This window comes from Nocardia sp. NPDC047648, from assembly GCF_040642815.1.
GTDB lineage: Bacteria > Actinomycetota > Actinomycetes > Mycobacteriales > Mycobacteriaceae > Nocardia > Nocardia gamkensis.
The window spans coordinates 162444-185125 of sequence record NZ_JBEYSX010000016.1 but is presented as its reverse complement, the minus strand read 5'-3'; the positions used below and the strand labels follow the sequence as shown (position 1 = coordinate 185125).

Annotated in this window: 24 protein-coding genes; 19 read left to right on the top strand and 5 right to left on the bottom strand. The window is 68.6% G+C overall.

Going from position 1 to position 22682, the window contains the following annotated elements:
• The first annotated feature begins 87 nt into the window (after positions 1-87).
• The gene (locus tag ABZ803_RS28975) at positions 88-330 is read left to right on the top strand and encodes a hypothetical protein (RefSeq protein WP_040866591.1); all 243 of its coding nucleotides are present in this window, start codon (positions 88-90) and stop codon (positions 328-330) included.
• Between the two features lie 10 nt (positions 331-340).
• Here the strand turns inward: ABZ803_RS28975 and ABZ803_RS28970 are convergent, their stop codons facing one another.
• Entirely contained in the window at positions 341-1498 is a 1158-nt protein-coding gene (locus ABZ803_RS28970; RefSeq protein ID WP_357044122.1) for a lipase family protein, read from the bottom strand.
• Positions 1499-1616: 118 nt separating this feature from the next.
• Here ABZ803_RS28970 and ABZ803_RS28965 point away from each other — a divergent pair, with 118 nt between their 5' ends.
• The 4 genes from ABZ803_RS28965 (at position 1617) to ABZ803_RS28950 (ending at position 3715) form a co-directional block, all read left to right on the top strand.
• A complete protein-coding gene (locus tag ABZ803_RS28965) occupies positions 1617-2129 on the top strand; it encodes a DUF2599 domain-containing protein (protein ID WP_357044061.1) in 513 nt (170 codons plus the stop codon).
• Between the two features lie 34 nt (positions 2130-2163).
• Complete coding sequence (locus ABZ803_RS28960; RefSeq protein WP_357044059.1) at positions 2164-2823, top strand: SDR family oxidoreductase; 660 nt, start codon at positions 2164-2166, stop codon at positions 2821-2823.
• A 64-nt stretch (positions 2824-2887) separates the two neighbouring features.
• Positions 2888-3190, top strand: coding sequence for a putative quinol monooxygenase (locus ABZ803_RS28955; RefSeq protein WP_040866588.1), 303 nt, complete (start codon positions 2888-2890; stop codon positions 3188-3190).
• 297 nt (positions 3191-3487) lie between these two features.
• Positions 3488-3715: a hypothetical protein gene (locus ABZ803_RS28950; RefSeq protein ID WP_357044056.1), complete on the top strand. Its 228-nt coding sequence runs from the start codon at positions 3488-3490 to the stop codon at positions 3713-3715.
• Positions 3716-3963: 248 nt separating this feature from the next.
• Here the strand turns inward: ABZ803_RS28950 and ABZ803_RS28945 are convergent, their stop codons facing one another.
• Positions 3964-4851 carry a helix-turn-helix transcriptional regulator gene (locus ABZ803_RS28945; RefSeq protein ID WP_357044055.1) on the bottom strand — a complete coding sequence of 296 codons (888 nt, stop codon included), beginning with the start codon at positions 4849-4851 and terminating at the stop codon, positions 3964-3966.
• A gap of 90 nt (positions 4852-4941) precedes the next feature.
• On the bottom strand, positions 4942-5163 hold the full coding sequence (locus ABZ803_RS28940; protein ID WP_040866650.1) for a DUF397 domain-containing protein: 222 nt from the start codon (positions 5161-5163) through the stop codon (positions 4942-4944).
• 326 nt (positions 5164-5489) lie between these two features.
• Here ABZ803_RS28940 and ABZ803_RS28935 point away from each other — a divergent pair, with 326 nt between their 5' ends.
• From ABZ803_RS28935 to ABZ803_RS28920, 4 genes are all read left to right on the top strand, one after another.
• A complete protein-coding gene (locus ABZ803_RS28935; protein ID WP_174315388.1) occupies positions 5490-6287 on the top strand; it encodes an SAM-dependent methyltransferase in 798 nt (265 codons plus the stop codon).
• A 222-nt stretch (positions 6288-6509) separates the two neighbouring features.
• Positions 6510-6749, top strand: coding sequence for a hypothetical protein (locus tag ABZ803_RS28930; RefSeq protein WP_040866586.1), 240 nt, complete (start codon positions 6510-6512; stop codon positions 6747-6749).
• Between the two features lie 241 nt (positions 6750-6990).
• Entirely contained in the window at positions 6991-8253 is a 1263-nt protein-coding gene (locus tag ABZ803_RS28925) for a helix-turn-helix domain-containing protein (protein WP_357044053.1), read from the top strand.
• A 102-nt stretch (positions 8254-8355) separates the two neighbouring features.
• The gene (locus ABZ803_RS28920) at positions 8356-8790 is read left to right on the top strand and encodes a CBS domain-containing protein (protein ID WP_357044051.1); all 435 of its coding nucleotides are present in this window, start codon (positions 8356-8358) and stop codon (positions 8788-8790) included.
• Here the strand turns inward: ABZ803_RS28920 and ABZ803_RS28915 are convergent.
• A complete protein-coding gene (locus ABZ803_RS28915) occupies positions 8787-9218 on the bottom strand; it encodes a pyridoxamine 5'-phosphate oxidase family protein (protein WP_357044049.1) in 432 nt (143 codons plus the stop codon). The genes ABZ803_RS28920 and ABZ803_RS28915 overlap by 4 nt on opposite strands.
• Positions 9219-9354: 136 nt before the next feature.
• Here ABZ803_RS28915 and ABZ803_RS28910 point away from each other — a divergent pair, with 136 nt between their 5' ends.
• From ABZ803_RS28910 to ABZ803_RS28890, 5 genes are all read left to right on the top strand, one after another.
• Positions 9355-10611: an aminotransferase class V-fold PLP-dependent enzyme gene (locus tag ABZ803_RS28910; RefSeq protein WP_357044047.1), complete on the top strand. Its 1257-nt coding sequence runs from the start codon at positions 9355-9357 to the stop codon at positions 10609-10611.
• The gene (locus ABZ803_RS28905; RefSeq protein WP_357044045.1) at positions 10608-11894 is read left to right on the top strand and encodes a heavy-metal-associated domain-containing protein; all 1287 of its coding nucleotides are present in this window, start codon (positions 10608-10610) and stop codon (positions 11892-11894) included. Before ABZ803_RS28910 ends, ABZ803_RS28905 begins: the two co-directional genes overlap by 4 nt.
• Positions 11891-13384: a decarboxylase gene (locus ABZ803_RS28900; protein ID WP_357044043.1), complete on the top strand. Its 1494-nt coding sequence runs from the start codon at positions 11891-11893 to the stop codon at positions 13382-13384. Before ABZ803_RS28905 ends, ABZ803_RS28900 begins: the two co-directional genes overlap by 4 nt.
• Positions 13384-14709: a pyridoxal-phosphate dependent enzyme gene (locus tag ABZ803_RS28895; protein ID WP_357044041.1), complete on the top strand. Its 1326-nt coding sequence runs from the start codon at positions 13384-13386 to the stop codon at positions 14707-14709. Before ABZ803_RS28900 ends, ABZ803_RS28895 begins: the two co-directional genes overlap by 1 nt.
• A 177-nt stretch (positions 14710-14886) precedes the next feature.
• Positions 14887-15516 (top strand): TetR/AcrR family transcriptional regulator, encoded by a 630-nt coding sequence (locus ABZ803_RS28890; protein ID WP_051175165.1) that lies wholly within the window; start codon positions 14887-14889, stop codon positions 15514-15516.
• A gap of 27 nt (positions 15517-15543) precedes the next feature.
• Here ABZ803_RS28890 and ABZ803_RS28885 read toward each other — a convergent pair whose 3' ends face one another.
• Positions 15544-18570: a tetratricopeptide repeat protein gene (locus ABZ803_RS28885; protein WP_357044039.1), complete on the bottom strand. Its 3027-nt coding sequence runs from the start codon at positions 18568-18570 to the stop codon at positions 15544-15546.
• A gap of 105 nt (positions 18571-18675) precedes the next feature.
• Between ABZ803_RS28885 and ABZ803_RS28880 the strand changes: the two genes are divergently transcribed.
• From ABZ803_RS28880 to ligD, 5 genes are all read left to right on the top strand, one after another.
• Positions 18676-18909: a hypothetical protein gene (locus ABZ803_RS28880; protein ID WP_063050972.1), complete on the top strand. Its 234-nt coding sequence runs from the start codon at positions 18676-18678 to the stop codon at positions 18907-18909.
• Between the two features lie 19 nt (positions 18910-18928).
• The gene (locus tag ABZ803_RS28875; protein ID WP_063050973.1) at positions 18929-20029 is read left to right on the top strand and encodes a flotillin family protein; all 1101 of its coding nucleotides are present in this window, start codon (positions 18929-18931) and stop codon (positions 20027-20029) included.
• 32 nt (positions 20030-20061) lie between these two features.
• Entirely contained in the window at positions 20062-20463 is a 402-nt protein-coding gene (locus tag ABZ803_RS28870; protein ID WP_062967733.1) for a cold shock domain-containing protein, read from the top strand.
• A 126-nt stretch (positions 20464-20589) separates the two neighbouring features.
• Positions 20590-21675: an ATP-dependent DNA ligase gene (locus ABZ803_RS28865; protein WP_357044036.1), complete on the top strand. Its 1086-nt coding sequence runs from the start codon at positions 20590-20592 to the stop codon at positions 21673-21675.
• Positions 21672-22673: a non-homologous end-joining DNA ligase gene (ligD, locus tag ABZ803_RS28860; RefSeq protein WP_357044034.1), complete on the top strand. Its 1002-nt coding sequence runs from the start codon at positions 21672-21674 to the stop codon at positions 22671-22673. The genes ABZ803_RS28865 and ligD overlap by 4 nt, the downstream gene beginning before the upstream one ends.
• The last annotated feature ends 9 nt before the right edge of the window (positions 22674-22682 follow it).

Genomic DNA, 22682 nt, shown 5'->3' with positions numbered 1-22682 from the left:
AACTTGGAACATGTTCTCAACAGTGGCGGCCCTTTACCGTCGGAACCACCGGCACGGCTGCCGAGCCGGTGGGAAGGAGACGGTGGCATGGACGGCACTGCGCGCAGATTCGCCGACCGCGACGACACCCAGGATCCGCCGACCCGGCGGATCACCGTCTACTTCGACGGATCCACCCCCGAGGACGCGCTGGTCCTCGAATACGCCGCGACCAGGACCGAGGCGTGGGAGTTCACCTCGGCCGCCGCGCACGCCGGGCTCACCGTCACCGTCGACGCCCAGGTCCGTCCCGGCCTGCGCAGGCTACCGTGCCGGTCGCTCTGGCGCTGAGTACGCGACGTCAGGGCCGATCCAGCACGCTGCGCAGGAACGCGAGCGCCTCGGGAAACGCTTCCCGCGCCGCGCCCAGATGATCGCCGGGGTACCAGCCCACCCGCAGATCGGTGCCGGAGGCGCGCAACTCCGCGATCAGCTCGAGCGTCAACGGCGCGGGCACCTCCAGATCGGTCAGCCCTTGGCCGAGATACAGCGGAACGGTGTAGCCGCTCGTCGGCACCCGCAACATCGCGCGCACCGCGGCCAGCAACGCCGGATCGTCCAAGGGTCGCGACAGCATGGCGCCGATGCCGATACTCGCCACCTGCGCGTCCGCCTCGGCGGCGCAATCCGCCTCCACGATGCGCAGGACGTCCCGGCCCACCGGCGTCAGGTAGCTGTCGATGTCCAGCTCCGGTGCACTGGCGCGCAATCCGGCCAGCAGCATGCCGAAGTAGGTCGTCGTCTTCTGCAGCGGCAGTCGCGGCAGCCAGGGCCCGGCCAGCGGGAACAGCGCGTCCAGGTTCGACGGCGTCCCGGTCGAGGCGGCACCGCGCAGATCGAGTTCGGGCGCGTCAGCGGGTGCGAGGTGGGCGGTGAACAACGCCGCGTGCCCGCCCTGCGACTGGCCGAAGACCGCCCAGCGGGTACCGAGCGAGGGTGCGACCGCCCGCGCGGCGCGTACCCCGTCGACGATGCTGCGAGCCTGGGCCGGACCGTCCAGGTAGGGATGCACGCCGGGGGTGCCGAGACCGACATAGTCGGAGATCACGACCGCGTATCCCGCGTGCAGCAGGTCCGGGTACACCGACGTGAGGTAGTAGTCCCGGGGCTGCAGCGTGAACGCGCACTCGTCGGCGATCCCCGAGGTGCCGTGCGCGTAGGCGATGATCGGCCAACCGCCCTGCGGCGGAGAACCTTCGGGCAGATACAGCACTCCGGTGCTCTGCATCGGCCCCCGCGGGCCACGCGACCAATAGGTCAGCCGCTCGGCGGTCGTCGCCCCCGTCACACGCAGCCGCCCCGCCAGCTCCACCAGGTCGGTCACGGTGCCCGGCGCCTCGCCCGCCCGAGCGCCCGCGGGCCCGGCCAACGCGACCGTCACCGAGACCACGACGCCCGCCGCCCCCACCATGATCCGTCCACACCGCACCGCACCGACTATCCCCAGCCGGAGCCGCACCGGCAAGCCACCACATTCGGTGGCGCGGCCGGGGACTCTCGCCGGAGCCGCCCCGGCTCGCTAGGCTCGGGTGATCACGCCGGAAAGCGGTGCCGAGGAGAACACAGGAGGCTCGACTGTGGCGCAGCGGTACCCGCATCGCCTCGTCACCCGGCGCCGCGCGGCCGCGCTCCTCGCGACGGGCCTGCTTGCCTCGGTGGTCGCCTGCGGTGCCGATTCGTCCGCGCCTTCGGCGGATATCGGCCGCACGACCACCTCCAGCGCCTCGCGGTCGCCGATCACAACAGCTCAGGCCGCGATACCGTCCGTCGACCCGTACGCGGGGCAGCCGCTGATCGATGACGTCACTTGGACCGAGACGATCGACGGTCCGCGATTGCTCGTCTTCCCCACGCAGGCCGGTCGGCAGACCACCTTCCCCGGCTCGGACGAACGGGCGTGGCAGGAAGTCGTGGACCGGTCGGCGGACGCCGACGCACCCGGCATGCGCGATCAGTTCATCTGTCACTGGGCATGGGCACGGCTGGTCCAGCCGAACAAGCCGAGCTGGAACCTGGAACCTTGGCGCCCGGCGGTCGGCTATCCGGCCACCGTCGAAGCGCACTGCAATCCCGGCGGCCCCGAGCGCTGAGCGCGGGCGCCGCCCCGACCGGAAGGAGCGATCCATGCGCGTCGTCATCGCAGGCGGACACGGGAAGATCGCCTTGCTGCTGGCCCCCGTGCTCACCGCGAACGGCCACGAGGTCGCCGCCCTGATCCGCAATCCCGAGCACGTGGACGAGGTGCGCGTCACCGGCGCCGAGCCGGTGCTGTGCGACCTGGAGCACGCGGCCACCGACGAACTGGCGGACGTCGTGGCAGGCTGCGACGCGGCGATTTTCGCCGCGGGCGCGGGGCAGGGCAGCGGCGTCGAACGTAAATACACCGTCGATCTGGGCGGCTCCGTCCGGCTGGCCGAGACGGCCGAGCGAACCGGGGCGCGCCGTTTCCTGCAGATCTCCACGATGGGCGCGGGCGGGTCGCCCGCTCCCGGTTCCGACGAGGTGTGGGCGGCGTATATAGATGCCAAGACCGAGGCCGAGAACGATCTGCGCAGCAGAGCTCTCGACTGGACAATCCTGCGCCCCGGCCGGCTGGTCGATGCTCCGGGCACCGGACTGGTCACCCTGGCCCCGCCGCCGGTTCGGCGCAGCGAGGTCCCCCGCGCCGACGTCGCGGCCGTACTGGCCGGACTGCTGCCCGCCGCGCACACCTTCGAGCTGACACTCGAACTCGTTTCCGGCAGCGATCCGATTAGCCAGGCAATAGCGCAACTAGCCGACTGAGCTGTCGTTTCGCTCGCCACCGCCCTTGCCGATCGACCGCAACGGTCACGATGGGAGAACAACCGTGTTCAGTCGAATCGTCTCGATGAAGATCCGCCCCGGCTCTCGCGCCGAGTTCCTCGCGGCCATATCCCGCAGCGCCGAAGCCTCCGTGCGGACCGAGCCCGGCTGTCTGCGCTTCGACATCTGCGCTGATCGGGTGGACCCGCACCGATTCTTCCTCTACCAGCTCTACACCGATGACGAGGCCGCGGAAGCGCACCGTTTCACCGAACATTTTCTGGCCTGGCGGGCCGCCGCGGACCAATTCGTCGAGCCGGGTACACAGATCGATTACAGTACGGACGTCCTATTCGCCCGCGACTGAAATTCCGGCGCCGGGCAGCACATCCGCAAACTTCCGGCCTCGAAATACGCACTGCGCACGTGCAATCGATCGTGCAGATGTGCTTGCATCTGAAAGGTACAGCGGCATAAACTCGGTCCCGCAACGCTTTACAGGGGACCACCAGGGAAGGCCGCGTGGGCGAGCCGAAGGCCGAAGCCGCCGTGGGTTTGCCGCCGCCGGACAAGCAGGGGCGTTCGAATGGAACTACCACTTACCGGCGGTCGGTTCGGATCAACCGACACCGCACTGGCCGACCAGCCAGCGAACGGTAGACATATGAGCACATCGACGGCCCGCAGTGGCCACAGCAGTACCGCATTTTCCCGAGAAACCGCCGTGGCATACGTCATCGATGCCGTCGAATCCACCGGGGCGGCAACTCGGCACGATTTCGATATCGACCGGATCGTCACCACCGCGCACGCGATGGCCGACGATTGGGATCTCGAGACATTGCAACCCGCGACATTCTGGCGAATTGCCTCCAGCTTCATCAGGCAGTAGGCCCGAGCCCCGCCGTCCGAGCACCGGCGGATAGCTGAATGCCTTGTGCCACGAGCACTTTTGTCGCGTCGTCCGACGCGGGCGCATAGCCACCACGATGCCGCCGACGCCGGGCGCTGATAGCCACCATTTCCGCGGCCACCGCCGCTTAGCAATTGGACAGCACAACCGAACGGCCACCTCCTATTCCGGAGGTGGCCGTTCGGTGTATCGGGGTTTTCCCGGCCGCGGGACGCTATCGCGCGATCTCAGCGCCCGTCGGCATACTTCTCCATGATCTCGATCGACTTCTCCGGACGCTCGGCCTGCACGCTGAGCCGGTCCATCACCGACAGGTACAGCGCCAAGTCTTGGCGCCGCTCGAGATACAGCGCGCTGGTGAGCTGTTCGAGGTACACGATGTCCGGGAGTTCCGGCTCGGCGAAACGCAGAATACTGAAGGAGCTGCCCGCCGCGGCGTGCTCGCCCGCGGTGAACGGCAGTACCTGGATCGTCACGTTCGGCAGCTTCGCCAGCCGGACCAGGTGCAACATCTGCTCCCGATGCACCTCCGGGCCACCCACCGGTCGCACCAGCGCAGCTTCGTCGAGCACCGCCCAGACCACCGGAGGATCCGGACGGAAGAGAATTTCCTGCCTGCGCTGACGTACCGCGACCCGCCGCTCCGTATCGACGTCCTCGTACCCGAGCGCCACGACCGCCCTGGCGTATTCGGGTGTTTGCAGCAGGCCGGGAACGAGATGCGACTCGTAGGTGCGAATCTTGTTCGCGGCCTGTTCCAGACCGAGGTAGGTACCGAACCACTGCGGCAGCAGGTCGCTGTAGCGATGCCACCAACCGGGTTCGTTGGCCTGCCTGGCCAATTCGAGGAACGACTCGCGCTCCTCGGGATCGTGGACGCCGTACAGGGTCAGCAGGTCGCGGATGTCACGTTCCTTGAAGCCGGTACGGCCGAGCTCGAGACGACTGATCTTGGCGTGCGATCCGCGGATCGCATCGCCCGCCGCCTCGCGGGTGATGTTCCTCTTCTCCCGGAGCTTGCGCAGCTGGCCGCCCAGTGCGATGCGTAGCACGGTCGGACCACGTTCCGCGACAACGGATTGCACATGACCATCGTCATCGGGTTCAGCGATCATCGAGTTCGTCTCCGATACTCCGGGGGTTGCCGACAGTGTGTCACAACCACCTGTCGCGAAACACACCGTACCGACCGCTAATGTTACCGCTCAGCTAGTCAAATAGTCGAACTCCCCGGCCTTCGCGCCGCGGACGAACGCGTCGATCTCCGGACGCGTGTAGACGAGGAACCCGCCCTCCGGGTCCCGCGAGTTCCGCACCGCCACCTGGCCGTTGGCCGTTTCGGCCACCTCGACGCAGTTGCCGCTCGGATTACTGAAGGAACTCTTACGCCAAGTTCCGATGATCTCGTTGGTGGACGTATCCGACATCTTCCCCACTCCTCGGTTACCGCAGTTAGGCGATTCGGTTCGTGCAGATGCACGTTCAAACGTTCTTGCATTTGCACCAACACCGGACGATAGCACGAAGTTCGCCCTCCGTGCGCTCGCAGACCGGAGGCATCAGGGCGGCGATGTGAAACGCCGTTGCCTCGCCTCGAGAACAGCGAGATCAGCTCCCCGATCCACCCCGCTGGACGAGTTCGAATCTTGTAGTGTCGCAGTGCACATCGGATGCACCAGTCATTCGCGACGCCCCCACGCACCCACCCGCACGGCAGTGTCGCGGACACGTTATTGCCGAGGAGTACCACCCCATGCCCGAAGACCACAGCCCCCTCATCCGGACCGACATCCCCCACTCCGCGCGGATCTGGAACTACTGGATGGGCGGCAAGGATTATTACGAGATCGACCGCATCGCAGGCGACGCCGGCATCGAGGTCGATCCGGACATCACCACCATGGCGGTGCAGTCGCGCCAGTTCCTCATCCGCGCGGTGCGCTACCTCGCGGGCGAGATGGGCATCCGTCAGTTCCTCGACATCGGAACCGGCCTGCCCACCATGCAGAACACCCACGAGGTCGCCCAGACCGTCGCGCCCGAGTCCCGGATCGTCTACGTGGACAACGACCCGCTGGTGCTCACGCACGCGCGGGCGCTGCTCACCTCCACCACACCGGAGGGCGTCACCACCTACATCGACGCCGACTACCACGATCCCGAGCGGATCGTCAACGACGCCAAGCACGTCCTCAACTTCAACGAGCCGGTCGCCGTGATGTTCATGGGCGTGCTCGGCCATGCCAAGACCTACGACGATCTGCTGCGCATCGTGCACACCGTGCTGGATGCGGTGCCGTCGGGCAGCTACCTGGTGATGTGGGACGGCACCGACGACAGCAAGGCGTATGTCACCCTGTGCGAGAACTACACCGGCACCGGCGGCACTCCGTACGTCCCCCGTCCGCAGGCTCAGATCAAGGCCGTCTTCGACGGTCTGGAACTCGTCGACCCCGGCTTCGTGTCCATCACGCAGTGGCGCTCGGGCGACACCGAGGTCGGCGAGACCCGGCCGATCTCCGCCTACGGCGCGGTCGCCCGCAAGCCGTAAGGCCCCTGAACATCAAACCGTAAGCGGCACAGCGGTGGTCGCCGGTCTCGTACCGGCGGCCGCCGCCGTTTTTTCTCCGACCGATCGTGCAGATGTACTTGCATCTGTAAGTAACGGAGGCATAGACTCGAACTCGAAATCGGGGAGGTACGCAGGGAGTTCGAGCTTGCGTCACCGGCACTTCGGCCTCCCCGCCGCACGTCGGACGCGAGGGGTAGTCGAATGATCGAGCCATTTCGAACGCCCCGCCGGGTTGCCGTCATCGATGGGGCCGGCGCCGAACCCTTGCGTCAGTACTCGGCAGCGCCCGAGTTCGCCCTCTCCGATTGCGGGGTCGAGCCCCGCGGCCTCACCTACCGGCAGGCCCGCGACATTCTCTACACCCACGAAGTCCACGGTCCGCAGTGCAGGCAATGGCTGGCCGCCGCCGCCTATCTGTCAGCGGGGCTGGACGACGAGTAACCCCTGCCTCGGCAGGCACGCAAGAGCCCTCGCCGCAGGTGAAGACGGCTCCGACGCCGGGGCCGGCCGGTAGCGCTTCGCGATCCCGCGCCACGGGCGAAGAGCGCCATAAGCGGAATGCGTCCGACTCCCAGACGATCTCACAGATCACTCCCCGTGCACACGACCCTTTCGTATAGTGATCGATCGACCCGGGCGCGATTTCTCGCACGCCCGGCGTGGCATTGGGAGCGAACTCGTAATGACCTACTCCGCGTTGGATCTGTCCCCCGACTCGTCCGACCCGGTGCTGGAAATCGGCGGACAGCCGGCTTCGGTGCCCTTGCTGAACGCCGAGAGCGTAGCGTCGCACATGGTCGGATACTTCGAGAACGTCATGGCTCCCTGCCGCACCCTGCCCGGCGAGCAATTACGCGGCGACGTCACGAAACTCACCCGCAGCTGTCTGAACCTCGCTGCCGAGATGTTCGACCGGCGTACCGTACCGGACGAGCACCAGCTCGGCCCCGTCCGCGCGGCTGCCGCTCGTTGGGCGCGGGAGGCGGTGCCGCTGAGCACGATCCTGCGCGCCTACCACGAGGGACTGCGCATCGCCTTCGGTCTGGTCACCGCGCCTGCCGCGGCCGACGACGTCGACGAGGTGCTGGTCGCCGCCGATCTGCTTCTCGAACTGCTCGAGGCGATCACCGCGGCGGTGTCGGATGCCTACGTCGACGAACAGCACCTGGTCGCCAAGGAGCATCAGACGGCGACGCAGACGCTCGCCTCGGCGCTGCTCAGCGGTCGCGGCAGCTCGGCTCTGGCGCGGCAGACCGGCATTCCGATCGCGGAGGCCTATCAGGTTGTGGCCCTGTCGATTCCGGAACATCCGGACGAACGCGATCCGCGCGTCGACGGGAACGTGGCCGCCCGCCGCAAGCTGCGACGGCTGCAATCCGAGCTGGCCACCGTGTTCGCCTCCCGCGCGCTCGCCCTGCTCAGCGCCAAGGGCGGGACGCTGCTCATCCCGTTGGGCGACGAGGCCGAGCCGGTTCTCACCGGCACGACGCTCGAGCTGCTCGCCGCTGCCGCCGAGGTGCCGCTCACCGCGACCGTCGTGCCGACCGACACCGATCAGATTCCCGAATCGGCCGATCAAGCGCACGAGCTGCTCAATCTCGTGCGCGTGGGCGTCCGGCCGCCCGGCCTCTACCAGATGTCGGATCTGGCCGTGGAATACCAGCTCACCCGCAGCGGCCCGGCCACCCGGCGGATCGCGACCATCCTCGACCCGCTGGACGCCCACCCCGAGCTGTTCGACACCATGCGCGCCTACCTCGGCAACGACATGAACCGGCAGCTCACCGCCCGCCAGCTCTACGTGCACCCGAATACCGTCGACTACCGCCTGCGTCGCATCGCGCAGCTGACCTCCGTCGACCTGGCGACCTCGGCGGGCATCTCCCAGGCGGCGATCGCCCTGCTGGCCCGGGACCTCGACCGCAGCGTCGCGCGCAGGCTCTGACCTGCCCACTGTGACCGAACCGTGGCCTGTAACGGATTCGTGCTGGTCACCGCGCCGTGAACTTGCGATCCTGGTAGTGCCCCGACGTCTGGATGGTGAAATATGCGAATTTCGGAGATCCTGCGCAGGAAGGGCAGCGACGTGGCCACGGTCGCACCCGACACGACGGTACGCACACTGCTGGCCACCCTGGCCGAGCGGAACATCGGCGCGGTCGTCGTCTCCCCCGACGGCGACACGATCGCGGGCATCGTCTCCGAACGCGACGTGGTGCGCAGTCTGCACGCGCGGGGCGCGGAGCTGCTGGACACACCGGTGTCGGCGATCATGACCTCCGCGGTGCGCACCTGCGCACCCGACGACCGGGTCGACGGCCTGCGCCGCACCATGACCGACCATCGCATCCGGCACCTGCCCGTGGTATACGAGGGCAGGCTGGTCGGCATCGTCAGCATCGGCGACGTGGTCAAGAGCGCGATCTCCGAATTGGCGACCGAACGCGAACACCTCGTCGAGTATCTGCAGGGCAGATATTAGAACGCGCTGGGGTCCCCCAGATCGGCCGACAGCCAGCGCTCCGGCCGCAGGTAGACCGCGACCTGCTCTCCGAAGGCCTCGGCCGCCTTCAGATAGCCGTCGACCGATTCGGCGGGCAGGTACCGCGCGGCCATCTCGCGGTGCTGCTCGTCGGTCATCGGGGCGGTCCGGGTGACCGGGCCCTCCACACTCACATACCGGACCGTGGGCTCGACCTGCTGCACCATCAGACTGAAGCGGCCGGTCTCCCGGAGGTAGCGCATCTTCTGCGACTCCGGGCCGGTCAGGACCCAGATCTCGCCGCCGGGGCTGTACTGGTACCAGATCGGGACGGTCAGCGGGCCACGACCGGTACCCGCGGCCACCGCGAACGCCGCGACATGCGGCTGCGCGAGGAACTCTTGACGCTCTTGCGGGCTCAGGGGCATATCGTCCAGGCTAGTCCCGAAAGCCGTTGTCGGCGACAAAGCTTCGAAGTCCGTACCGAAAATGCGTATCGTGGGTGACGTCCGAGTTACCGGTGAAGGGAGCGTCAGGTTGCGGTCCCCTGCCCCGAGATCGCCGGTGACGCGGACCGACGAGACTCCCCCGCCATCGGCGACGCCGCCGGTCGCGGCACGGACGCTGTTCCCGGCGCTCGTAGGCGCCACCGAGGTCTACCTGGACAGCGCCGCGACCACACAGAAGCCGCTTCCGGTGATCGAGACCATCCAGCGCTATCACAGCAACGGCACGGCCAACGTCGGCCGCGGCACCTATCCCTGGGCCACCGGCCTGACCGCCCGGATCGCCCGGATCCGGGAACGCACCGCCGCCTTCATCGGCGCCGAGCACCCGGACGAGGTGGTCTTCACGGCGGGAGCCACCGCCGCACTCAACGCCGTCGCGCTGTCGTGGGGCCTCACGGCGCTCGCCGACGGCGACGAAATCCTCTACAACGCGAGCGATCACGCGTCGAACGTGTACCCGTGGCAGCACCTTCGCGGACTGCTCGCCCGGTTCGGACGCCATATCCATCCGATCCCGTACCGAACGACCGCCGCCGGGGAGGCGGACACCGACGACATCCTGGCCAAGATCACACCGCGCACCCGGCTGATCACCACCGGGCATCTGCACCATGTCTTCGGCGGTCTCAGCACCCTGGAGGAATTGCGCGGCCGGATCGACCCCGCCATCCTGCTGTGCTTCGACTGCTCGCAGAGCGGCGGGCATCTTCCGGTCGACGTGACCGCGCTCGGCGCGGATTTCGCGATCTTCGCCGCGCACAAGATGTTCGGGGCGCCGGGCACCGGGATCCTGTACTGCCACCGGCGCGTACACGACCGGCTCGTGCCGTTCCTGCCCGGCGGCAATTCCGGCATCGCCACGGGTCCGGGCGGTCTGCGGCCGGGGCCGATGCCCGCGCTGCTGGAAGGCGGCACACCCGACATCCCGGGCATCCTCGCCCTCGGCAGTGCGCTGGAGGTGCTGGAATCGTTCGGCATGGATGTCATCGCCGCGCACAACCGTGCCCTGACCCTGCGCCTGATCGACGGGCTGCGACCGATCCGCGGCCTGGAGTTCCTGCCCGGTCCGGCGCATGCCGCGTGCGGGGTCGGCTACGGCATCGTCTCCTTCACCCTGGACGGGATCTCGGCCACCGACGCGGGATTCGTCCTGAGCGAGCTGGGTTTCCTGGTACGTACCGGCGCGCACTGCGTCCCCGCCGACACCGACGGTGCGGGCTCGGTGCGGGTCAGCACGCACATCTACAACACGCCCGACGAGATCGACCGATTCGTCGCGTGCGTGCGAACCATCGCCGAGGAGGTCACGTGAGTAACGACATCCCCCGCTACGACCGGCGGGCCGCGTCCAGGGTGCTGGCGCACTTGGCGCAGCCCGGGTCGCACAGCGCGCTCGCGCCGGCTCCCCCGCCGCGGCGATTCGAATTCACCTGCGCCGCACTGCGTCCCGAGCCCAACAGTCATCTCACCTATTCCCAGCGGCTGTATCTGGAGCGGTTCATGCGGCCGTGCCGCGCGGATCAGGTGACCAGCGCGACGCACCGGATGGCGTGGACCGACAGCGACGGCATCCCGAACACCGGGCACTTCCGCGCCGGCGGCCTCGGGCCCTCGGTGCCGATCGCGATGCGTGAGACCGTCCTGGCGCTGTGGCACCAGCTCGACGCCGATCCGGCCTTCGCCGCGCGGATCGCGGCGCTCGGGCCGGGCGACCACGCCGTGCTGGCGGGCACGACCACCGACCACGATCCGCGCGACATCTTCCGGGTGGGCATCGAGGCGGCGGGGCGCGTACTGGCCCAGCACGCGCTGCTGGCCGCGCAGACCCCTTACCGCGATGCCGCCGCGTTCGCCGAGGGCCTGCGGGCTTCCGGAATCTTCGCCGCGGTGGCCACTCGATGGTTCTGGGAGCTGCAGGCCTCGACCTATCGGCGGGGCATGGTCCCGGTGACGCTCGTCGCACAGCCCGATGGCACCGTTCGCTATTCGGCGGAGACGGTCGCGACCCTGCGCGCCATGAAGGACGCCACCATCGCCGACGCGCACGCCGTGATGGAGCGCGCCACCACCGTGGAAGGGCTCACGGTCGCCGAGGCGATCGCCAAGTATCACGACGACCTGGACCTGATCTCCCGGCAGTACGCACTGCTGCCCGCAGGCAGTCATCCGGCCTGCCTGGCGGCCACGCCGCATCAGCTCGACAGCGGGCATGTCAGTATCCTGCCGTCGCTGGTCGACCGGTTCGTCGCGACGTTCACCGAGATCGCGGGCCGCATCGAGGTCGCGGAGGTGAGCGCCGAACTCGACGAGGCGAGCGCCGACCGTGCCGCCACCGCCGAAGACCAGGTGTTCTACGTGCCGGACATGACATGCAAACACTGCGTCCGCACGATCGGCGGGGTCCTGGAATCGATGGACATCCGCGTGGTGGAGATCGATCTGGACAGCAAACGCGTGGTGGCCGAGTTCCGCAGCCCGCGCAATCGCGCCCGGGCCTTCGAAGCGATCCGGGACGGCGGCTACAACCCGGTCGCGGAACGCCCCGACGGCGCCACGCGGGAATCGGTCACCGAGGCATCGGAAGCCGCCGTATGACGCCTCGGCCGCCCGCGCTGCCCGCGAAGCTGCATCCGACGGTCCGCGCCTTTCTCGACACCCCCGGCCTCGCCACGGAAACGCGGGCGAGTTTCGGATCCCCGATACATCTGGTGTTCCCGCAGGTCTACTCGGAGAATCTGCTCCGTCTGCGCACAGTGCTGGAGCGCCGCCTGTCCGGGCACCGAATCTGCTACGCGCACAAGGTGAATCAGTCTCGCGCGTTCGTCCGCACGGCCGAGCGCGCGGGCATCGCCGTCGACGTGGCGTCACCGCACGAGCTGTCCAGCGCCCTCGCCGCCGGGTTCGGTCCGGCGCGCATCGAGGTCACCGGGCCGAAGGGGGAAGCGTTCCTGCGCGAGCTCCTCGACCGCGGAGTGACGATCAACGTGGACAACCTGTGGGAACTGGGCCGCATCGCGGAACTGGCCCCCGACCATGCGGAAATACCGGTGCTGCTACGGGTTTCCGGTATCGGCACGGGCCAGGTGAGCCGGTTCGGAATGCCGGTCGCGCATGTCGAGCAGGCGTTCGATCTGCTGTCGGCACAGCGCGGGCGAATCGCCTTTCTAGGGTTCGCCTTCCACCTCGACTCCGGCGATCTCGGCGAACGTGTCCGGGCGATCGATGCGTGCCTGCGCCTGATCGAGCGAGCCTACGATCGCGGGCTCGCCCCTTCGGTGCTCGACATCGGCGGCGGCTTCCGGCAGGTGTTCACCGCCGACGCCGAACGGTTCGACGCCTACGTGCTGGCGCTGCGTGAGTCGCTGCTCGGCCGTGGGGAACCGATGACCTGGGGCAGTAACACCTTCGGCTATCACGTCGCGGGCGGCGCCGTGCACGGCACACCGGTGTTCCACAAGTACGCCAACACCGTTCCCGCCGACCGCATGCTCGCCGATCTTCTCGACGCGCCGCTGGAGCGGCACGGCGGGCGCACGGTCGCGCAGGTGGCGGGCGACAATCTGCTGGAGATATGGCTCGAGCCGGGCAAGGCGCTGGTCGACCACGCGGGCATCACGCTGGCCACGGTCGAGTTCGTCAAGGAGGTCGCCGATGGCAGCGTGCTGGTGCATGTCGATCTCAGCCGTGATGCGGTGACGCCCGCCGACCAGGAGGTCATGGTCGACCCGATCCTGCTGCCCCACGCGGGCGCCGACCGCGCGGAGGGCCCGGTCGGCGTCTACATCGCCGGACGGTTGTGCCTGGAGCGAGACCTGATCACCAATCACAAGGTGTGGCTGCCCGTCCTCCCCCTGCCGGGCGACACGGTGGTGTTCCCGAACACCGCCGCGTATCACATGGACCTATCCGCGGCGACGGCCTCCATGCACCCGCTTCCCGCGAAACTCGCGGTCACCCGGGCGCCCGATGGATTCCGGATCGTCCCCGACACCGCCTACGAACCCGACTTCCCCGTCGAGTCGTCGCGGGCGCGTCCTCTCGCGACGCACGCCGCAGGCCCGGTCCGAACGGTCGAGGCCTCCTGATGCGATACGACCACATCACCGAACTCATCGGTGACACGCCGCTGCTGCGGCTCGACCCCGCGGTGCACGGACTGGCCGGTGTCGAGCTCTACGCGAAACTGGAGTCGCACAACCCCTTCGGCTCGGTCAAGGACCGGGTGGCCTGGGCGATGTTGCGCGACGAACTGACGGAGCTGCGCGGAGGCGGCCGGACGCTCATCGAGGCCTCCAGCGGGAACACGGCCAAAGCGCTGCGCGTCCTCGGCGCGATGTACGGCATCGACCTGCGCGCGGTGACCAACCGGATCAAAGTCGGCGAGGTCCGTGACCTGCTGCAGCTGTTCGGGACCGAGATCGTGGAGCTGCCCGGGCTGTCCGAGTGCCCGGACCCGACCACACCGAACGACGTCTACTCGGTGATCGAGGCGACGATGGCGCAGCATCCCGGCGCTTACCGGCATCTGTCGCAGTACACCAACGAGAAGAACATCGAGGCGCACCACCACGGCACCGGACGGGAGATCCACGAGGACCTCGCGGCCGATGGCATCACCAGGATCGACTATCTGATCGGCGGGCTCGGCACCACCGGTTCCACCAGGGGGACCGCCACCTACCTGCGTAAACACAATCCCGAATTGCGTGCCGTCGCGGTTGTCTCGGAGCGGTCGGACTTCATACCCGGCATCCGGTCGGAGACCGAAATGTGGGATGTCGGGCTGTTCCAGCCGGAGTTCTACGACCGGATCGTCACCGTGTCGGCGGGCGATGCCGTGGACGCAACACTGCGCCTGGCGACCGGGTACGGCGTCCTGGCCGGGCCGACCAGCGGCGCGGCCTACACCGCCGCGCTGGACACGCTCGGCGCGCTCGATCGCTCCGCCACCGATCCGGACGACCCGATCGTCGCGGTGTTCATCGTCTGCGATCGGCTCGAGCCGTACCTGTCCTACATCAAGAAGCGCAGGCCGGAACTGTTCGGCCGTGCCGAACGCGAAACGGCGCCGAGCGCCGACGAGCTGGCGGCGGTGCCGCGCCTGTCGCCCGAGCAGCTCGCCGAGCTGGACCGGACCGGCCGCCCGACCATCGTGGACAGCCGTGGCGCCATGGCCTACCGGATCGGGCACGTGCCCGGCGCGTTGAACATTCGCGACGACCAGCTCGACGACATGTTCGGCCACGGCATCCCGTTCCCGCGCTCGCGGCCCGTGGTCTTCGTCTGCCCCGTGGGTGAATTGGCGGTGCGTTTCGCCGCGCGAGCCCGTCGAGCCGGATACGACGCCGCCGCCCTCGCCGGTGGTGTCGTCGCCTGGCGCGATGCGGGGCTGCCGCTGGAACGAGGCTGATCTCCGCGGGCTCGCAGGCCGTCGGTCACCTCGGTGCGGCTCCGGACTGCCCGGCGAGGTAGTCGTGCCGAGATCGCGCGGCAGCGGAGCCACCGAGCGCCCATTTCGGCAAGACCGCGGAGGCCGGGCCCAGTGCGCGCGGCGCGGGGGCGCGCCGCCAGGCATTATCGTGGGGCCGTGCAGACAGGTCAGGAAGCAGACGACGACGGGGGCCCGCGGATCTGGGGTGGGACGACGCTCACCGAACGCAGGGAGACGCGGCGGGCGGCGCTGCTGGAGGCCGCGCTCGATTTGATCGGCGAGTCCGGAGCGAGCGGCGTCACCATGCGGGCGGTGTGCCGCAAGGCCAACCTCACCGACCGCTACTTCTACGAGAGCTTCGCCAGCCGCGACGAGTTGCTGGACGTGCTCTACCGTCAGGTCGCCGAGGAATTCCTGGAGCCCATGACGGCCTTCGCCGCCACCGACGACCCGTCCCGCGACCGCGCGCTGTCGGAGATACTGGTGGACAAGGTGCTCGACGATCCGCGCAAGTCGCGATTGTTCCTGGTCGAGCCGTATTCCAGCACCGGCCTCGGGCAGACCACCTTCGCCGTCATGCCGGTCTTCACCCGGGTCATGCAGGACCATCTGTTCGGCCACATCGACGACCCGGTCAAACGCAGGCTGGCGGCGGTGAGCATGGCCAGCGGAAACGCGGGCATGTTCTCGGCGTGGCTGAACGGCTCGCTGCGCGCCACCCGGGAGCAGATCATCGAGCACTGCCTCGCCATGCTCACCGTGTACCGCTCGCTCTACCGGTCCTGACCGGCGTCGCGAGCCGAGCGCCTGGCGTCAATCCCCGGACCGACCCCGCCAATACGCCAGGGTGTCCTTGGTCCGGATGGTGGCTGCGTGATTGGGGCCGAGGGCCCGCAACTCCGCGACCAGCAGAACCTCCAGTTCCGCGACCGCGCGGTCGAGGTCGCCGTGGCGGGCGCGGCACCCCGCGAGCTCGTTGCGGGTGCCGAAGGTGTCCGGATGATCCGGGCCGAGCACCCGTAACCGGTCGCCGAGCAGTTTCTCCAGGTCGGTGATGGCACCCTCGAGGTCACCGCTGTCGGCGCGGTAACCGGCCAGCCTGCCGCGGGTGAGCAGCGTGTCGGGATGGTCCGGGCCGAGCACCCGCAGACGGTCGTCGAGCAGGCGGGTGAACTCCGCGCCCGCACCGGCGAGATCACCGCTGCGCGCGCGGAACGCCGCCAGGTTGTTGCGCGCGCCGAGTGTGTTCGGATGGTCGGCGCCGAAGACGCGCAGATAGTCGGCCACGAGTTGCTCGAACTCGGCGCGGGCGCCGTCGAGGTCGCCGCTGTCGGCACGCCAGTACGCCAGGCTGTTGCGGGTGCGCAAGGTGTCCGGATGGTCCGGGCCGAGCACGCGGGCGCGGTCGGCGCGCAGCTGTTCGAAGCGGACGATGGCCCCGTCCAGATCGCCGACGTCGCCGCGATTGGACGCCAGATTGTTTCTGGTACGCAGGGTTTCGGGATGGTCGAGGCCGAGCAGGCGCAGCTGGTCGGTGAGCAGTCGTTCGAATTCCTCGCCCGCACCGGTGTGGTCACCGCAGCGGGCGCGGTAGCTGGCCAGCCTGTCGCGGGTGTCCAACGTGGCCGGGTCGTCGGGGCCGAAGACCCGCAACCGGTCGGCGAGCAACTGTTCGAAATCGGCGATGGCGCCGACCAGGTCGCCGCTCTCGGCGCGGTGGAAGGCCCGCCGTTCCCGCGTGGTGAAGGTGTCGGGATGATCCGGTCCCAGCGACTCGACGAAGTCCGGCGCCCACGCGGCCCACAGGTCGCGATCGTCGGCCGATCTGCCGGTTTCCAGCTTCGTCAAGAAGTCGATGGCCAAGGCGGAATCACCGTAGGCCAGGCAGTGGCGTACGGCCGCGCCCCGCGCGTAGTCGGCCGCCCGGTCACCGTCGTCGGCCTGGATCGCCGCGACGAGGGCGCGGTGCGCGTCGGCGATGCGCACACCGGAACGACGGCATTCCGCCTCCAGCGCGGGCAGGAACGCGCTGTGGGTGACACCGAGCGACTCGCGAACGGTGCCGGGATGACTGCGGGTGATCAAATCGCCGAGATTGACGGCGATGTCGCGGATCCGGGCGGCGCTGAGATCGACACCGAGCGACAACAGCGCCGAATCCAGCAGCTCCAGCGGCAGCACGGGCCCGACTCCCGCCGCGGCCAGCAACCCGAGCAGGTTCGCCGTGTCACTCGCGGTCGCGGGATCGGCCCCGCGCAGCGCGGTCTCGACCCGCAGCGCGATGACCCGGTCCAGACCGATCCCGGACGCGACCGCGCCGTCGGTCAATCTCGACGCCACCTCCAGCAGGATGCGCGCCACCAGCCAGCCGCCGGAGACCACCCGCGAACCGGTCGCGTCGGTCGGGGTCTCGGCCAGCAGCCGCTGGATCCAGCCGATCCAGTCGACCGGGCCGACCGGCGCCGTTCCGCGCGCCGAGTCCACCACGGCGGCGATGTCGTCGGCCGCCGGTTCGGCGACATCGATCCGGTACATGTGCGCCAGCCCCGGATCGTCCTCGACACCGGTGCCGGGCCGGATGCCGGCGATCACCCGGACGTGCCGGAGATCTTCCCGGCGGGTCAGATCGGCGATCGCGGCCACCAGCAACCGCCTGGTCCCCTCCTGCGGCTGATTCAATCCGTCGAAGACCAGGGTGACCCGCCGGCCCGCGGTGGACAGGCGCGCCAGCGGGCGGCGCACCAGGATGTCGAAGATGTCGAACTCGTCCCTGGGCCGGTGCGCCCGCGCCGCGCGCGCCGCCTCCCGGAAGCCGGGTAGTCGTGCGTCGAGTTGCGCGGCCAGTTCCGAGGCGACCGACTCCACCGAGCTGTTCACCGTCAGGAACACCGCGGCGGTGATGTAGTCGGGGGTCACGGCGAGTCCGTCGACCAGGCTGGGGCGGATCAACATGGCCAGCAGCGTGGACTTGCCGACGCCTGCGGGCCCGAGCACCGCCCGCAGCCGGTGGCTGCCCGCGTCGATGATCGCGTCGAGACGCTCGCGCACATCGGGCGTCAACAGCAGACGCCGGGTCAGCTGGTCGACGAACCCGGCGGCGGAACGTCCGCTCACCGCGTCGCGGTGGCGGGCGGTGTTCGGCACCAGCCACAATCCGGGGTCGACGCCCTGGGTCGTGGACACCGCGCCGGAACTGAAGGACAGATGCTGCGGCTGCTGATGGGTGCACTGCCCGGCGATCGGATCGACCAGGTCCGAGGGCAGCAGGTTCTCCCCGCGCAACGGCAGGCCCAAGTCGAAGGTGGCGAGCATGGTGCGGGTGAAGCAGCCGGAGTACGCGGGACCGTCGCCCGAGGCGACCAGCAGCTCCATCCGGCCGCCCGACTGCGCCAGCAGATCGGTCCACCGGCGCGCGGCGCCCTGCACGCCCTGACCTGCCTCGCAGGCGTCGACGAGCAGCACGAGCCCGTCGAGCGCGGCGCGGTCGAGCCGCTCGCGGATCTCCTGGGTCAAATGAAAGGCATTGTGCGAGGTGGGTTCACCGGGTGAGTCGTGGCTCAGCAGGTAGAAGTCCTCGGCGGTCGTCGCCACGCCGTGGCCGATGAAGCCGAGCAGCAGGGTGGCCTGCCGCTGCGATGCCGCCGCGAAGGCCGTGTCGACGGCGGTGAACAATTGCGCGGCAGTGGGATTGAGCACCGGGCCGTCGACATCGATCGCGGGCCGCCAACCTCCCGCTTCGGTCAGGCTCCCGTACAGCCCATGGGCGAGTTCCTCGGTGAAACCCAATTCTCCCAGCGCCGCGCATTCCGACCCCACCACCAGCGCCAGCCGTCCTCCCATGCAAGAAACATACCTGCGCCCCCGCGGCGGTCCCGCCCGGCCGATATCGAAAGGTGCTGTGCGAGACGTAGGCTGACGGGCGGATCGTCGGAAGGAGATCCTGGGATGATCGACCCGGTGGTGGGGTTGACGGGTACGCTCACATCGCCGATCCGGGGCGCCGGGACGCTGGGCGAGGTCCTGGTCGCTATTCGAGGGGGAACCGAGCTGTACATCGCACAGTCCACCGAGCCGATCCCGGCCGGTGCGGCCGTGCTGGTCATCGCGGTCCATCCGGGGCGCGTCGTCGACGTCGTCCCTTGGATTCCGCTCACCCCGGACGCGGCCGGAGAAACCTGAAAAAGTAAGGGAGACAGACGTGCTGGGTTACCACGTACCGGACCCGGACGAGGCGATGCTGGTCAGCGGCGCCAAGAGCCGCGACAACGCGCCGTTCAAGGTGGTCATCGGGCGCGGCGCCTGGGTGGTTCCGCTGTTCCGGAAAGTCCGCTACCTGTCGCTGGCGATGTTCGAATCCGAGATCAAGGAGCGCTGCGTCACCAAGCAGGCGATCCAGCTCGACGTCCGCGCGGTGATCGCGTTCAAGGTCGCCAACGACACCCAGTCCATCGTGAACGCCGCACAGCGGTTCCTCTCCGAGCAGGAGCGGGAGATGTCGGTGCTGACCGGGCGCATCTTCTCCGGGCACCTGCGGTCGATCGTGGGCTCGATGACGGTCGAGGAGATCATCCGGGAGCGCCAGAAACTGGCCGACGAAGTGCTCGTCGCGTCGAAAGTCGAGATGAGCAATATCGGCCTGTGGGTCGATTCCTTCCAGATCCAGTCCATCGATGACGGCAACCTCGGCTATATCGCCGCGCTCGCCGCGCCGCACAATGCCGCCGTGCAGCGCGACGCGCAGATCGCGCAATCGCAGGCCGCGCAGGCGGCGGCGCAGGCCGAGCAGGAATCCCAGCGCAGGCAGGCGGAATATCAGCGCGAGACGGCGATCCTGCGCGCGCAATACCAGCGCGATATCGACAAGGCCAACGCGGAGGCCGCGCAGGCCGGCCCGCTGGCCGAGGCGATGGCGTTGCAGGAGGTGCTCACCGCCCAGGCCGAGCAGGCGCGCAAAGAGGCCGAGTTGCGCGAGCAGCAGTTGCAGACCGAGGTCGTGAAACCCGCTCAGGCCGAAGCGGATCGGGTGCGCATCCTGGCCGAGGCGGAGGCCGACCGCACCCGCATCCAGGCCGCCGCGGCCGCGTCGAACAACCGGATCGCGCTGGATCAGTTGTTGATCGAACAACTGCCGGAAATCGTGAAGCAGGCGTCGAACGGGCTGGCGAACGCGAATCTCACCGTGCTGAACGGACCGGACGGAGTGGGCGAACTGGTGAACGGAATGGTCGGTCAAGGACTGACCGTTTTCCATTCGTTGCAAAAGGCGCTTTCCACCGACGACGGCGAAAACGCGGGTTAAAGTTGCCCGGTAGCGACGGCGACGAGGAGCGGGTGTTGGTGTCCATCGGGAAATTGGTGTCGTTCGACAGCTCTCGGGGATTCGGATTCATTCGGCCGGAGGACGGTGGACCGGACGTGTTCGTCCACGTCAACGACATCGGCTTGGACGAGGACGAGTTGCGGCAGGGGCGGGTGTTCGAATTCGAGGTGACCGAAGGCGACCGCGGACCCAAGGCGGTCAATCTCAACGTGGTCGGCGGATCGTCCGCGCCCCCGGCGCGGCACAAGGGAAAGGACCGGCCGGGTTCCGGACCGCTCACCGTCGCCGAGCACAAACGCCTGATCACCGAACTGCTCCTCGACGCGAGCCCCGCGCTCACCGCGGGCGAGATCCTCACCATCCGCGACCGGCTCACCGCGTTCGCCGACCAGCAGGGCTGGCTGGAGAACTGAGCGGCGAACTCCACGATCCTGTCGGGGCGCCCGCCTACGATCGAGCCGAGACCACGGCCACAGACCGATGAGTTCGCTCGGCGCGCACCGTCGGTATGGGTGAGGATCGAACCCGAGGAGGATCGCGTGGATCTACCGGTTCTGCCCCCAGTGCGGCCGATGCTGGCCAAAACCGCACCCGCGGTGCCGCGCGAGCCGGGCCTGAGCTACGAACCCAAATGGGACGGTTTCCGCTGCATCGTGTTCCGCGACGGCGCCGAAGTGGAGCTCGGCTCGCGCAATGACCGGCCCCTGACCAGGTACTTTCCCGAGGTCGCCGAGTTGCTGAAGCAGGCGCTGCCGGACCGCTGCGTGGTGGACGGCGAGATCGTGGTGGTCACCGAGCAGGGTTTGGATTTCGACACCTTGCAGAACCGCCTGCACCCGGCCGCGTCCAGGGTCGCCAAGCTGGCCGTGGAGACGCCTGCCAGCTTCGTGGCCTTCGATCTGCTCGCGCTCGGCGACAAGGACCTGACCGGCGAGCCGTTCACCGAACGCAGGCGGCTGCTGGAGACGATCCTGGACACCGCGCTCGCGCGCGTCCACCTCACGCCGATCACCCACGACCCCGACGTGGCCGAGGACTGGTTCACCCGTTTCGAGGGCGCCGGATTCGACGGCGTGATGGTCAAGTCCGACGACCTCGCCTACCTCCAGGACAAGCGGGTGATGCTGAAGGTCAAGCACGAACGCACCGCCGACTGTGTGGTGGCGGGTTTCCGCTGGCACAAGGACGGAGCCGGGGTCGGTTCGCTGCTGCTCGGGCTCTTCGACGACGAGGGCCACCTGCATCACGTCGGCGTGGCCAGCAGCTTCACCGCGGCGCGGCGTAGGGAACTGATCGAGGAGCTGGCGCCGTTGCGGGAGAACGCGCTGGACGATCATCCTTGGCGGCAGTGGGCCGATGCGGCGGCGCAGGCGGCCGCGGACGGCAAGATGCCCGGCGGCGTCAGCCGCTGGACCGGCGGTAAGGATCTGTCCTGGGAGGCGCTGCGACCGGAGCTGGTCGCCGAGGTCCGCTACGAGCACGTGCAGTCGGGCCGGCTGCGCCACGGTGGCAGGCTGGTGCGCTTCCGGAGCGACCGGACCCCGGAGTCGTGTACCTACGCGCAGCTCGACGAAGTCGCGCCGGCGGAATTGAGCATGTTGTTCGGCGAAGGCGCGGCCCGATGACCGAGTCCGTCGACATCGAGACCGACGGCCGCACCGTCACGATCAGCAATCCGGGCAAGATCTATTTCACCAAGCGCGGTGAGACGAAACTCGATCTGGTGCGCTACTACCAGGCGGTCGCCGAACCGTTCCTGAATGTGGTCGGCGGCAGGCCGCTGCTGCTGGAGCGCTACCCGGACGGGGCATCGGGCAAATCCTGGTTCCAGAAGCGGGTGCCGAAATCCGCACCGGAATGGCTGCGCACGGTGGAGGTGACCACGCCGAACGGCACCACCAGCGACGCCCTCGTCGCCCACGATCTCGCCCATATCCTGTGGGCGGTGAATCAGGGATGCCTCGGATTCCACGTCTGGCCCAACCGCGCCGACAATCTGGAGATCGCCGACGAACTGCGCATCGACCTCGATCCCTCGCCGGGCATCACCTTCGCCGACCTGCGCCGGGCCGCGATCCGCACCAGGGATCTGCTGGCCGAACTCGGCATCGAATCCCGAGTCAAGACCTCCGGCTCACGCGGCTTGCATCTGTACTCCGCGCTGGAGCCGAAGTGGGACGGCTATCAGGTGCGCGCCGCCGCGGTGGCGCTGGCGCGCGAGTTGGAGCGCCGGTACCCGGAGGACATCACCGCGCAATGGTGGAAAGAAGAACGCGGCAACCGGGTGTTCGTCGATTTCAATCAGAACGCTCCGCACAAAACGGTTTTCGGCGCGTGGTGCGTGCGGCCGAAGGTCGGCGCGCAGGTGTCCACGCCGATCGGCTGGTCCGATCTGGATTCGGTGGTGCCCGACGACCTGACCATCGCGACCGTGCCGGCGCGCTACGCCGAATCCGGCGACCCGTGGGCCGACCGCGTGCCGCAGTCCATCGCCCCGCTGCTGGAGATGTCCGAACGGGACATGGCGGCCGGCCTCATGGACGCGCCGTGGCCACCGCAGTACCCGAAGATGCCCAACGAGCCGCCCCGGGTGCAGCCGAGCCGCGCGAAGAAGCCCGAATAGCGTCGACGG